The following is a 13,054-nucleotide window of genomic DNA, read 5'->3' on the forward strand; positions in this document are numbered from 1 at the left end:
CCGTTCCGTCCGGCGAATACCGGACGACGTATGCGAGCGCGGACGCGTGATGCGGCCTGCGATCGGCGGTTGGAACGTAACGGAGCGTGCGACTGACGGACCAGCGGTGGCCGGCCCGGGATGAAGCGCGCTAACCCGACGAATGCGAGCTAGCGGCGAATGACATGCGTCTGCTGCTATCTCGCGATGGCTTGGCCGGTCTGAACCGGCATCGAACTGCAACTCGAGCATGTGTCCACGGAGGGACTCCCTTGATGAATTGGGGCGGATTGTAGTCGCGAGTTTTGCTGCGGCGCAAGCAAAAATGTGTCGTACGGCGCGCACAGCGCCGCGGCGTGACGACGGCGCCGTAGCGCGCGGACGCGGCGTTCGGCGCCGGCCGGCGGCCCGCCGGCACTGTTGCTGAAACGCATCGGCGCTGCGCGCGATGCGGCGCATTGAAAGGTTGCAAAGCGCCAATTTGGGCGCGAATCTTTCAGCGTGCGGATGCGGCAAAAATATTCCGCGCACGGCCGTTCAAAGGGTTGACTTCCGTTTCGGCCGGTCCATAGAATCCGGCATCTTCACTCTTGGGGCCGCCGCCTTGGACGCCTGCAGTAGTCGATCTTCGAACGAAATTTCCGCCTGAGCGACCGACGTCCGCGCCTCATCGAAGCCGCCGTTTGTCGCCCAGGCAAACGGTGCGCGCAGCAGTATTCCGCAGCAAATTCCTACGTGCACCCTGATTCGCGCCGGTTAGCTTGATGCGTTCGCGCATGCGCGAGCCGGTTCCGCCGCCGCTCGATGCGCGGCCGCGTTCGCGCATGCGTCCCGCGTGCGCCCGAACGGCGGCCCGTGCGTCGGGCGGCGGCCAACCGTGTTCTCCGGAACACCGCACAGGAGCCGCCATGAACGACAGTGACAGTTGTCCCTTATGCCCGCTACACCAACAGACCCTTTTGAACCCGGGTCGCAGGGACATTCCGGCCGACTAGCCTGACACGTCGTTCAGGCCCCGGACTGGCCCCGCGCCCACCACGCGGCCGGCACGCCTGCCGTCGCCGCACGGAGCCAGACCATGAACTTCGGCCTTCTGCTGTCGAACCTTCCGCACGTCACGGAATCGCGTCAGCACTACGACGCGATGCTGATGCTCGACGCCCGTCCGCGGGTGTTCTCCCGTTTGTTCACGCGCTTTCTGAAACCGTTGCTCTCCTGACCCGACACGCCGAGCGCGTCTCGGCATGCGCGCGCGGCCTGGCCGCACGCGCATGCCAAGGCCACACGCTCGCCGGATAAAAGAACCAGCCGTACGGAATTCATCATGTCCACCCCATCCAACGTCTCTCCACCGATCGCCGTCGAACGCAGCGCCGTGCTCGACGAAGCCCACCTGGGCGACATCCGCGGCGCGCTCGGCACGATCGCGCACCATGACACCGCCGCGCGCGGCACGTGGCGGGCGCGCCTGCGCACGCTGCTCGCGATCGTCGGCCCCGGCCTCATCGTGATGGTCGGCGACAACGATGCCGGCGCGTTCGGCACGTATACGCAGGCCGGCCAGAACTACGGCACGACGCTGCTGTGGACGCTGCTGCTGCTCGTGCCGGTGTTGTACGTGAACCAGGAAATGGTGCTGCGCCTCGGTGCGGTGACGGGCGTCGGCCATGCGCGGCTGATTTTCGAACGCTTCGGCAAGTTCTGGGGCGCGTTCAGCGTGATCGACCTGTTCCTGCTCAACGCGTTGACGATCGTCACCGAATTCATCGGCATCACGTTCGTACTGGCTTTCTTCGGGCTCCCGAAGGTCGCGGGCGTGTGCGTCGCGGCCGCGCTGACGATGGCGGCGGTGAGTACCGGCGATTTCAGGCGCTTCGAGCGGTTTGCGATCGTGCTGTGCGTGCTGAGCCTGCTGCTCGTGCCGGTGCTCGTGTCGATCCATCCGCCGGTGTCGCAGATGTCGCGCGACTTCTTCGTGCCGAACTGGCCTGCGCACGCGAAGCTGTCCGACGTGATGCTGCTCGTGATCGGCATCGTCGGTACCACGGTTGCGCCGTGGCAGCTGTTCTTCCAGCAAAGCTACGTGATCGACAAGCGCATCACGCCGCGCTTCATGAAGTACGAGAAGGTCGACCTGTGGATCGGCATCGTGTTCGTCCTGATCGGCGCGGTCGCGATGATCGGTTTCAGCGCCGCGCTGTTCGGCGGTCATCCGGAAGCCGGCCGCTTCACCGACGCCGGCGGCGTGATCGCGGGCCTCGAGAAGTATGCGGGCCGCACGAGCGCGACGCTGTTCGCGGTCGCGCTGCTCGACGCGTGCATCATCGGCGCGGCGGCGGTGTCGCTGTCCACTGCGTACGCGATCGGCGACGTGTTCAAGATCCGTCATTCGCTGCATCGCGGCGTGTCGGACGCGAAGGGTTTCTATCTCGTCTACTTCGGAATCGTTGCAGCTGCGGCTGCGCTCGTGCTGATTCCGGGCAGCCCGCTGGGCCTGCTGACCGAAGCGGTGCAGACGCTCGCCGGCGTGCTGCTGCCGAGCGCGACGGTGTTCCTGCTCGTGCTGTGCAACGACCGTCACGTGCTTGGGCCCTGGGTCAATTCGACGAAGCTCAACGTGTTTACCGGCGCGGTGGTGTGGGTGCTGGTGCTGCTGTCGATCATCCTGACCGCGTCCGTCATGTATCCGGACATCAGCGGCGAAGCGATCGTCGACGTGCTGGTCGGCGGCACGGTGCTCGCGATCGCCGGCTATCTCGCGACGGTGCTGATCCGCCGCAACAAGCGCGTCGTCGAGCCCGGCGTCGATCGCTCGCTGCGCGACACGTGGCGCATGCCGCCGCTCGAGTCGCTCGAGCCGCAGAAGATGACGGCCGCGACGCGTGTGTGGATGGCCGTGCTGCGCGGCTATCTGGTAATCGCGGTCGGTCTCGTGATCGTCAAGGTCGTGCAGATGACGCTGCTGAAGTAACGGCGATCGTCCGCGATGAAGCGGCGCCGGACCCGGCGCCGCGCCGCAACACGCACATGCCGGCCCGCGTGGCCGGCATGTGCGTTTACGCGTTCGATGGCGCGCAACGCGGTTGCGGCGCCGTCGTCAGATCAGCTCGAGCTTCGACGTCAGGTACGTGAGCTGAATCCGGTTGGCGACGCCGAAGCGCTTGCGCAGCTTGCGCAGGTGATAGTCGACGTTGTGCGCGCTGGTGTCGAGGCGCCGCCCGATCTCCTTGTCGGACGCGCCTTCCGCGATCCCGAGCAGCAGCTCCTGCTCGAACGGCGTAAGCCCGTTGATCGCCCGCTCGCGCGAGGTCGCGATCAACTGCGGCGACGCGAACTTGTGTACCGACAGCCCGATCGACAGCGCCTGCTCGATCGTCGCCGGCGTGATCCATTCGCGCGTGCGACGCGGTGCGGTGAAGCTCATGAACGCATGCAGCCGCGTGCCGGGCACCGCCATCGAATACATGATTCCGCTGCACATGCCGTCGTCCTGCATCGTCTGCAGGAATCCGTCGAGCGCGGCCGGCGTCACGTAGGCATCGTCGCGCTCGCGGTGTTCGCGGCGCAGTTGCTGCAGGTCCCACACGATCGGCATGTTGCACACGCGCGCGCCGAGCGTGCGCGGATCGATGTCGTGATGGCTGTGGCGCACGTAGTCGCCGCGGTAGGTGGCCGGCGTGAATGCCTCGTGCAGGTACAAACTTTCGACGCGCTCGCGAGAGAATTCAAGCGCGAAGTACGCGAACGTCGAGAAGCCCGTCAGATGCAGCAGGCTCGCGACGATCCGGTTGCGCTCGGCGGTGCTCTGCGCATGCGAAAGCGTGTCGGCGACGCCGAGCTTCGGCGCGTGCGGCTGCGCGATGTCGCCGCGCTTGACGTCGTCGCACCAGACGACCTGGACCGGGCGCGCGCTCGTCGCGTCGGGGCTGCCGGCCGTCCGCTGCGACGGGCGGGACAACGCGGTTGGGGCGACCGCTTCTTCATGCAATGCAATATCGGACATGAGCCATCCCTCGGAATCGACGCGCAGCGCAACGGCGGCCGTGTCGTGCACGGCGCCCGCAACGGTGCGATCGAGCATCCTTATCATATGCGCCGATCGTCATCCTGACGAAACGCGGGGGCATTGTACAAAAATGCCTGTGTGCGCGTAATATGCCGTAATACTAATCGCGGCGAAAGGTTCATGCTCGCGATCAAATAGAACAACGCAAAAATCAATAAAGAAAAGACCAGGTCGTGACGGGGCAAGTTCACATATTGGGAAAGGGTGGGCTGCTCATGACATATGCTGACGACGCGCCACGCGTCGAATGGTTCTCGCACGCGGATATCGCGGCCACTGCTGCGTACCCGAAAGAAATACACGCGACCGATCGCGATATTTTTACCGGCATTCAATTCGCGCCCGGTAAATCCGACCTCGCTTCCGTCGATTTCGCACAATGCCACGCGCGATTGCGGCAAATCGGTTTCAGCACGCTCGGTTACGGCGCCTACGAGATGATCGGCCGGCGCATTCTGTGTGCGCATGTGCTGCGCGACCTCGCGCCTGCGACTTTCATGCAGCCGTATATCGAGGGAATGCTGTACGAAAGCGACCCGCGTTTTGCGCAGGTGCGGCAAAGCGGCTTTCCGGTCGCGTGGCGACTGGACGAAATCGAGGGCGTCGCGCACGGCAGCGGCGACCGCAAGGTGCTCGCGCTGGCTGGGCATTTGCGTGCGCACGCAATGAACAGCGGCGTGATTTTCAGCCTGTCGGCGCCGCGGCTCGACTTGCGCGTCGCGGTGAATGTGACGTCGGAAGCGCACGGCACCGACTGGATCGACGATCGAGTGATCGGCGGGGCGCTGTCGGTGAGCCTCGCCGTGCATCGCGTTGCGCTGCCGTTTCTCGAGGCGCGCATCGCGCGCATGCGCGGCTTCGTGCTCGGCGACGAGCAGCAGCAGGTGCTCGAGCGGCTCGTGCACGGGCTGTCCGACCAGGAGATCGCGAGCGCGCTGCGCACGTCGCTGCACAAGGTCGGGCACCATATCCGTTCACTCGAAAAACTCTTCAACGTCCGCAACCGTGCGCAGCTCGCGTATCTGGCCGCACGTCGTCTGGAGTCCTGATTCCGGCCCCCCGCGCGGCGGCCGCCGCGCGATGGAAGCGGTTCCGAACAACGGCGCAACGACACGCCGCCGGGTTTCGTAGTCCAGTCCGATCGTCATACGAAAACCGCCGCGGCGCTACGAGGTACGCCCGTTCTTGCGCGGTTTCGCGTCGCTACACTCGTCGCATTCAACGGTCCGCGCGACGCGGGGCATGACCGCCCGTGTCCGCCGGCGGCAACGACAGGACGACGGCACGATGGCTGAACCGAAGGCGCTTCCCCGCGACTGGCAGCGGATTTTTTCCGCGGGCCGGAGCGTGTCCGGGCGGCGTCTCGGGGCGTCGCCGCGTGCGGACCTGTTCCTTGCCGCGTTCATCGTGTCCGTGGTCGCGCTGTTCATCCTGCCGCTGCCGCAGGCCGCGCTCGACGGAATGATCTCGCTGAATCTCGCCGCAAGCGTCGTGCTGCTGACGGTGTCGACGTACGTGCCGTCGGCGGTCAGCTTCTCGTCGTTTCCGGCGCTGCTGCTGTTCACCACGCTGTTCCGGCTCGCGCTGAACATCGCGTCGTGCAAGCTGATTCTGCTGCATGCGAACGCGGGCCACGTGATCGACGCATTCGGCCGGCTGGTGGTCGGCAACAACGTCGTCGTGGGCGGCGTGGTGTTCCTGGTGATCGCCGTCGTGCAGTTCATCGTGATCGCGAAGGGGTCGGAGCGGGTCGCCGAAGTCGGCGCGCGCTTCTCGCTCGACGCGATGCCTGGCAAGCAGATGAGCATCGATGCGGACTTGCGCGCGGGGATCATCAGCGCCGACGAAGCGCGCGAGCGCCGCGAGAAGCTCGAGCAGGAATCGCAGATGCACGGCGCGATGGACGGCGCGATGAAGTTCGTGAAGGGCGACGCGATCGCCGGGCTCGTGATCGCGTTCATCAACATCGTCGCAGGGATTGCGGTCGGTACGCTGATGCACGGGATGGATATCGGCGACGCGCTGCAGCGCTACGCGATCCTGACGGTCGGCGACGGCATGGCGTCGCAGATTCCGTCGCTGCTCGTCTCGATCGCCGCCGGCATCGTGACGACGCGGGTCGCGACGCGCGACACGCGGCAGCGCCAGCTCGGCGAACAGCTGGGCGAGCAGCTCGGCGCGCATCCGCGCGCGCTGCTGATTGCGGCGCTGGTGCTGGCCGGCTTCCTCGTCGTGCCGGGTTTTCCGAAATGGTCGTTCGCGCTGATCGCGCTCGGGCTCGGCGCGTTCGCGTTCACGCAGCTCAAGCGCAAGACGACCGCGCCCACCTTCAACCTGATTCATATCGCAGGCCGCGTCGGCGCGACCGACGACGCGCAGCCCGCGAAGGTGTCGCATGCGGCGGGCGTCACGTCGCTGATTGCGGTATCGCTGTCGGAAGACCTGCGCACGACGCTGAACCTCGCGCAGCTGCAGAGCGCGCTGTCGAGCGCGAAGGCGCGCGTCGACGCGGATATCGGCACGGTGTTTCCGCGCATCACGCTGACCGACGACGACGGCGCGCCGGCCGGCACGTACCGCATCTATCTGCAGGACGTGCTCGCCGCGCACGGCGCGCTGAAGCCGGGCTGGCTGCTGTGGGACGGCGTCGCGCCGCTGCCGGAGCGCGCGGAGCGCCAGCCGGCCGAAGCGTTCGGCCCGTTCGCGACCGCGCTGTGGATCAAGCCCGACGGCCCGGCGCCCGAAGGCAAGTGGCTGACGAGCGAAGGCGCGCTCGCCGCGCATGTGGAGCAAATCGTGCGCCAGCACGCCGACGAGCTGATCGGCATCCAGGAGACGCAGGCGCTCGTGCACCTGGTGCGCCGCGAGCATCCTGAACTCGTCGGCGAGCTGACGCGGCTCGTGCCGCTGCAGCGCGTGACCGAGGTGCTGCGCAGGCTGCTCGCCGAGCAGGTGCCGATCCGCAACCTGCGCGTGATCTTCGAAAGCTTGATCACGTGGGCGCCGAACGAGCCGGACGACGTGATCGCGCTGGTCGAGCTGGTGCGCGTCGACCTGCGCCGGATGATCACCGACCGCCACGCGGGCGCGTCGCGGCAGCTGCGCGTCGTGCTGTTCGAACAGAACCTGCAGGAGCGGATCGAGAACGCGGTGATGCGCACGAAGCAGGGCAATTTCCTCGCGCTGTCGAGCGCGATCAAGCAGGACATCGGCGAGCAGGTGCGCGCGATCGTGCAGGCCGCGACGGCCGCGCCCGCGGCGGGCGCCGGCGGCCACGGCCATCCGCAAGGCGCGCCGCGGCTCGCGGTGATGGTCGCGCTCGGCGCGCGCCGCTACGTGAAGACGATCCTGCAGCCGGTGCTGCCCGATCTCGCGGTGCTGTCGTACCAGGAAGTCGAGGAGGACGTGCAACTGCATACGGTCGGCTGGGTGAAGAACCCGCCGGACGACGGCACGCTCGGCGCGGGCGCCGGCGTGCGCACGCCGGGAGCCGTGCAATGACGAGCTCGACGATTCTCGACCTGACCCGCCAGGCGCTGATGCTCGTGCTGCTGCTGTCGCTGCCGATCGTGCTGATCGCGACCGTCACCGGCCTCGTCGTCGCGATTCTGCAGGCCGTCACGCAGGTACAGGACGCCAACATCGGCATTGCGGTGCGGCTGATCGCCGTGATGGTCTCGCTCGTGCTGCTATCGGGCTGGCTTGGCAGCGAGGTGCTGCGCTTCGCGCAGCAGGCGCTGGAACGCATGTTCGTTTCTTCCACAGGAGTCCTTTGATGCGTCGACGCGTCGCCCCGATCCGGTTTCAACCGCGCCGCCTGCAGCGGGTCGCGCTCGCGATGTGTGCGACCGCGCTGCTCACGGCGTCGCTGTGCATGACGGCCGCGCAGCCGGCGCGCGCGGCCGACCTGCGCTGGCGCAACAAGCCGTTTACGATCGTCGCGAACGGCAAGAAGATCGGCGACTTCATTCGCGAGCTCGCGTCGTCGCAAGGCGTGACGGCCGTGGTCGACCCGAAGGTCGACGGCGTGATCAGCGGGCGCTTCTCGGGCACGCCGCAGCAGACGCTCGACACGATCTGCTCGACCTACGGGCTCACGTGGTACTACGACGGTTCGTTCCTGTACGTCGATCCGGCCGACCAGTCGCAGACGCAGATGATCCCGATTCCGCCGAACGCGGCGGGCGAGATCGGCCGCACGCTGCAGGCGATGCAGATTCCCGACAAGCGATACACACTCGTGATCAACGATCGCGCGAACAGCGTGTACGTGGCCGGCCCGCGCCGGTACGTCGAACTCGTGCGGCAGGCGGTCGGCTCGGTCGGCGATCCGTCGGCGAACGGCGCGCATGCGGACATCCGCGCGTTCCGGCTCAAGTACGGCTGGGCTTCCGACTTCACGATCAACCGCTCGGGCAAGGAAGTGACGGTGCCGGGCGTCGCGACGATCCTGCGCCGGCTGTTCGGCAAGGGCGGCGGCGCCGGCGAATTGCCGTCAAGCACGCCGCTCGGGCAGGCCGCGCGTCAGGTGAAGCTCGGTTCGGGCCTGACGATCGCGGTGCCGCGGCTCGATTTCCCCGACATTTCGGGCGGCCCGCGGCAGGGCGGCTATGGCGGCGCGGACGGCGGGGCCGGCGGCTTTTCGCCGTTCTCGAACGCAGGCGGCGGCGACACGCTGCCGCAGATCGTCGCCGATCCGGCGATCAACGCGGTGATCGTGCGCGACCTGCCCGAGAACATGTACCGGTATCAGTCTTTGATCAATCAGCTCGACGAGCGCCCGCGCATCGTCGAGATCAACGTGACGATCATCGACATCAACGAGGATTCGCTCGACAGCCTCGGGATCGACTGGCGGCTGCACACGACGCACGGCGACGTGCAGATCGGCAACGGCCAGAACCCGCTGAACGGCAACACGCAGTACAACGGTGCCGGCAACCCGCCGCTGACGTTCGGCATCGGCACGTCGGAAACGGGCCAGACCGGCAGCTTCATGCCGACCGGCATCGCGCTGACCGCGTCGATCGGCGGCTCGCTGCGCAACTACCTGCTTACGCGCGTGAATGCGCTCGCGCAGAAAGGACAGGCGCAGCTGCGCTCGAAGCCAAAGGTGCTCGCGCTCGACAACACCGAGGCGATTCTCGAGAACCTCACGCAGTTCTACGTGCAGGTGCCCGGCTACCAGGATTCGTCGCTGTACAGCGTGACGACCGGCACGAGCATCAAGGTGACGCCGATGATCGTCGACGAAGCGATCCGCAACGCGGCGGCCGTATCCGGCAATGCGCAGAGCGTGATGATGTCGATCGACATCCAGGACGGCAACATCGTGCCCGGGCAGGCCGTGTCGAATGTGCCGGTGATCCAGCAGCGCAACATCGTCACGAAGACGATGATCGACGAAGGCAAGAGCCTCCTGATCGCCGGCTTCAACGACGACGAGGTGCGGCTGAACAAGAGCGGCGTGCCGTGGCTGTCCGACATCCCGCTGATCGGCAACCTGTTCAAGTACACCGACAAATCGGGCAACCACATGGAGCGGTTCTATCTGCTGACGCCCCGCGTGGTGACGACGGCGTCGATGTACGCGCCGGACGGCTCGCCCGTGAATCCGGGCGTCGACGCGCCGGCCGATCCGAACGCGATGTCGATGTATCGTCCGCCGGACAACGACATCGCGGTGCCGCTGACGCCGAAGCCGCTGCCCGGCACGAAGTTCGGGCCGCCCGCGCTGCCGCCGCCGAACGACGCGGCGTCGCAGCCGGCGGCGACGACCGCAGGAGCGCCAACCCATGTCGACGACCATCATTGATCCGCACGGCGACGGCGCACTCACCGGCGGCGCGGCGAGCGCGGGCGGCGGGTCGGCCGCGCTCGCGTCGCCGTGGAATCTGTGCTTTCTCAGCGGTCCGATGTACGGCCGCACGATGTCGCTCGCGCGCGGCGCGAACTGGGTCGGCACTGCGGCCGATTGCGAAGTGATCCTGCCCGATCGCGAGATCGGCGCAAAGCAGGTATGCCTGCAGGTCGGCGCGCTCGCGGTGACGGTGCAGAACCACGGCGGCGACGGCAGTGCGCCGGTGCTGTTCAACGACGAACCGCTCGGCCTGGGCCGCCGCTCGATGACGCCGCAGGATGTCGTGACGGTCGGCTCGATCAAGCTCGGCATCGCGCGGCACGCGCAGGCGAGCGTCGCGGTGCCCGACGAAGCCGACGCGCCGGACGCCGCGCGCGAGGCTGCATGGCTCGGCTGGCTCACGGGCGGGCTGCGCAAGCTCGGCAGCCGGCGGCTGGTGATCGCGGTCGTCGCGCTGTGGATCGGCGTGCTGCTCGGCGCACTTGGGTACGGCTTCGTCGCGTGGTCGGGGCGGCTGCCGTGGCAGCACGAATCGGTGCTCGCGCGCACGCACCGGCTGCAGCAACTGCTGCATGCGTATCCGGAGCTCGCGGTCGCGCCGCGCGACGACGGCGTGATCGTGTCGGGCTACGTGAGCGACCCGGCCGCGCGCGAGCGCGTCGCGCAGATCGTCGCGGGCGTCGACAACGCGGCGCTCGGCAACGTGTACGTGGTCAGCGATCTGGTCGCGACCGCGCAGACCTATTTCAGCGACACGGCGCTGACGGTGACGTATCTCGGCCGCGGCCGGATCGAGCTGACGGGCGTGGCCGATCGCGCGCAGATCGAGCCGCGGATCCGCAACTACATGAAGGACGCGCGTCCCGCGCTCGAAGTGGTCGATCACGTGCGCGACGCCGATGCGGCTTCGCCGCGCACGGCCACGACGCTCGGCGGTGTCGCCGGAATTCCGGAGATCACGACCGTCTTCGCCGGCGACGGCGATCAGCGCTACATCGAGACGGTCGACGGCAGCCGCTACTTCGAAGGCGCGCGGCTGAAGGAAGGGCCGACCGTCGTGTCGATCGGCCCGGACGAGGTCGTGTTCGAGCGCAACGGCCAGCGCATCACGATGCCGCTCGGCGGCGCGTCCGCGCACGCACCGGAACAGGCGGCGGCGCCGCCCGTGGCGCCGCTCGCGAGCGGTGCTGCGGCAGGCGTCGCGCAGCCGGTGCCGGGGCCGACGCTGCTGCCCGCTGCGCCGGCGGCGTCGGCCGCCGTGGCGGCTCGCGCATCGAAGGAGGCCGCGCACTAGCGCGGCGACAGGATTTGCGCATCGCGCGTCGCGCGGTGCGCGCATTACGCGACACGCCGCATGCATGCGACGCGTCACGTCGCCGGCGGGGCATGGGGCCGCCGCCGGAAAGTGGATGACGTTCTTCACGCAAAAGGAGCGAAACATGGGTGCCTCAGCAGCCGGTAGCACGGGTGGTCCAAACGACACGACCCAGGTCCAGCAACAGGCGGACGACCTGACCAAGACGCAGCTCGAACTGACGAAGATCAACTTCCAGGTCCAGCAGTCGACCGCGACGTTCGAAACCAGCAACGCAGTGACCGCGCAGGAGGGGACGGCGAATGCCCAGGTTGCGCAACACCTGAGTTCCGCCGGCCGCGCATGACGCCGGTCGCCGGCCGCGCCGCGCGCCGCCGCAGGCCCGGGCCGCCCGTAACGGGCGCCCGGCCGGGCGCGGGCGCGTGTCGGCCGGCTCGTTTCCGGCTCTGCCGGTCAAGGAGGACACGATCATGTCGGTAACAGGCGTAGGCGCGGCGCCCCCGGGCGCGGCCGCGCTCGCGGGCGCCGCGCAGCAGGCGGGCACGGCGTCCGATCCGGCGCAGGTGCGCCAGTTCGATGCGCTGATGCAGCCGGGCGCGTCGCCGGCGGCGACGTCGCCGTCGGCGTCCGGTGTTGCGATGTCGCGTGCGGCGGCCGATGCGGCGCCGGCGGTGCAGATGACGCCCGCGCAGGCCAACCAGTCGTCGCTCGTCGAGCGGTTGCGCACGTACGGCAACGATCTCGACACGCGATACGCGAACATCGACAAGCATCGCACCGAGATGCTGACGTCGATGGCGGACAACCGCAGCGATCCGCTGATGACGATGGTGCAGGCGATGGACTTCCAGTGGACGGCGACCACCACGATTTCCGAATACCAGTTGAGCCTGTCGGTCGCGCAGGCGGCGAACGGCTTCACGCACACCGTGCTGAAGACGCAGGAGTGACGAAAGCCGGTGCGTGTGCCGCTATCGGCCGCGCACCCTGAAGCGGACAAACGATGACGACGATCGATTCGACGCCGCGCATGCATGCGTGGCGCAGCCGGGCCGCGCGTGCGCTGCTCGCGGGGCTGCTCGCGCTGCTGGCCGGCTGCCAGAAGGAGCTTTACTCCGGCCTGTCCGAGCGCGACGCGAACCAGATGATCGCCGTGCTCGGCGATGCGGGCATCAGCGCGTCGAAGGACAACGACGCGCGCGACACGTCGGATCGCAACGCGTGGCAAGTGAGCGTCGCGGACGGCGACATGCAGTCGGCGCTGACCGTGCTGCACGCGAACGGGCTGCCGAAGCCGAGCTATGCGAGCCTCGGCGAGCTGTTCCAGAAGCAGGGGCTCGTGTCGACGCCGGCCGAGGAGCGCGTGCGCTACCTGTACGGCGTATCGCAGGACCTGTCGCGCACGCTGCAGGACATCGAGGGCGTGGTGGTCGCGCGCGTGCAGGTCGTGATTCCGGAGAACGATCCGCTCGCGGACAAGATCAAGCCGTCGTCGGCGGCCGTGTACATCCGCTACCGGCCGGGCGTGGACCTGCGGGCGATGGCGCCGATGGTCAAGGATCTCGTCGCGCACAGCATCGAAGGGCTGCAGTACGACAACGTGTCGCTGTTCCTGCAGCCGGCCGCCGCGAGCACGACGCGCGTCGACGGGATCGGCAGCGCGGTGTCGGACATGGTGCGGCTGCGCTCGCCGCTCGGCTGGCTGGTGTTTGCGCTGATCCTGCTCACCTGCGCGGTAATCGCGCTGTCGGCCGCGCGGCGCGGCATGTTCGGCGCGCGGCTGGCCGGCCTGGTCGGGGCCCTGTCTCTTATACACATCTGACGCTGCCGACGA

11 protein-coding genes are annotated in these 13,054 nt (G+C 67.8%); 10 read left to right on the forward strand and 1 reads right to left on the reverse strand.

The window, feature by feature from the left end; all coding sequences use genetic code 11:
• The first annotated feature begins 1,057 nt into the window (after positions 1-1,057).
• Positions 1,058-1,198 carry a hypothetical protein gene (locus tag KDW55_RS14875; protein ID WP_167432679.1) on the forward strand — a complete coding sequence of 47 codons (141 nt, stop codon included), beginning with the start codon at positions 1,058-1,060 and terminating at the stop codon, positions 1,196-1,198.
• Positions 1,199-1,303: 105 nt separating this feature from the next.
• A complete protein-coding gene (locus KDW55_RS14880; protein WP_040140463.1) occupies positions 1,304-2,950 on the forward strand; it encodes an NRAMP family divalent metal transporter in 1,647 nt (548 codons plus the stop codon).
• Between the two features lie 126 nt (positions 2,951-3,076).
• On the opposite strand, the gene KDW55_RS14885 is transcribed toward KDW55_RS14880, so the two are convergent.
• The gene (locus KDW55_RS14885; protein WP_040141238.1) at positions 3,077-3,982 is read right to left on the reverse strand and encodes a LuxR family transcriptional regulator; all 906 of its coding nucleotides are present in this window, start codon (positions 3,980-3,982) and stop codon (positions 3,077-3,079) included.
• Positions 3,983-4,260: 278 nt separating this feature from the next.
• On the opposite strand from KDW55_RS14885, the gene KDW55_RS14890 reads away from it, so the two are divergent.
• The 8 genes from KDW55_RS14890 to sctJ all read left to right on the forward strand — a co-directional run bounded on the left by KDW55_RS14890 (position 4,261) and on the right by sctJ (position 13,042).
• A complete protein-coding gene (locus KDW55_RS14890; protein WP_040140461.1) occupies positions 4,261-5,094 on the forward strand; it encodes an autoinducer binding domain-containing protein in 834 nt (277 codons plus the stop codon).
• A gap of 238 nt (positions 5,095-5,332) precedes the next feature.
• The gene (sctV, locus tag KDW55_RS14895; protein WP_212160324.1) at positions 5,333-7,546 is read left to right on the forward strand and encodes a type III secretion system export apparatus subunit SctV; all 2,214 of its coding nucleotides are present in this window, start codon (positions 5,333-5,335) and stop codon (positions 7,544-7,546) included.
• Positions 7,543-7,821 carry a type III secretion system export apparatus subunit SctS gene (sctS, locus tag KDW55_RS14900; RefSeq protein ID WP_040140459.1) on the forward strand — a complete coding sequence of 93 codons (279 nt, stop codon included), beginning with the start codon at positions 7,543-7,545 and terminating at the stop codon, positions 7,819-7,821. The genes sctV and sctS overlap by 4 nt, the downstream gene beginning before the upstream one ends.
• Positions 7,821-9,860, forward strand: coding sequence for a type III secretion system outer membrane ring subunit SctC (sctC, locus tag KDW55_RS14905; protein WP_059544366.1), 2,040 nt, complete (start codon positions 7,821-7,823; stop codon positions 9,858-9,860). The genes sctS and sctC overlap by 1 nt, the downstream gene beginning before the upstream one ends.
• Entirely contained in the window at positions 9,841-11,199 is a 1,359-nt protein-coding gene (gene sctD / locus KDW55_RS14910) for a type III secretion system inner membrane ring subunit SctD (RefSeq protein ID WP_212160323.1), read from the forward strand. The genes sctC and sctD overlap by 20 nt, the downstream gene beginning before the upstream one ends.
• A gap of 145 nt (positions 11,200-11,344) precedes the next feature.
• Complete coding sequence (locus KDW55_RS14915) at positions 11,345-11,566, forward strand: hypothetical protein (RefSeq protein ID WP_040141234.1); 222 nt, start codon at positions 11,345-11,347, stop codon at positions 11,564-11,566.
• Positions 11,567-11,690: 124 nt separating this feature from the next.
• Positions 11,691-12,170, forward strand: a complete 480-nt coding sequence (locus tag KDW55_RS14920) for a hypothetical protein (RefSeq protein WP_040141231.1) — start codon at positions 11,691-11,693, stop codon at positions 12,168-12,170.
• A gap of 53 nt (positions 12,171-12,223) precedes the next feature.
• The gene (sctJ, locus tag KDW55_RS14925) at positions 12,224-13,042 is read left to right on the forward strand and encodes a type III secretion inner membrane ring lipoprotein SctJ (RefSeq protein WP_212197986.1); all 819 of its coding nucleotides are present in this window, start codon (positions 12,224-12,226) and stop codon (positions 13,040-13,042) included.
• Positions 13,043-13,054 lie beyond the last annotated feature (12 nt).

Source organism: Burkholderia sp. AU19243 (genome assembly GCF_018148075.1).
Taxonomy (GTDB): Bacteria; Pseudomonadota; Gammaproteobacteria; order Burkholderiales; family Burkholderiaceae; genus Burkholderia; species Burkholderia latens_A.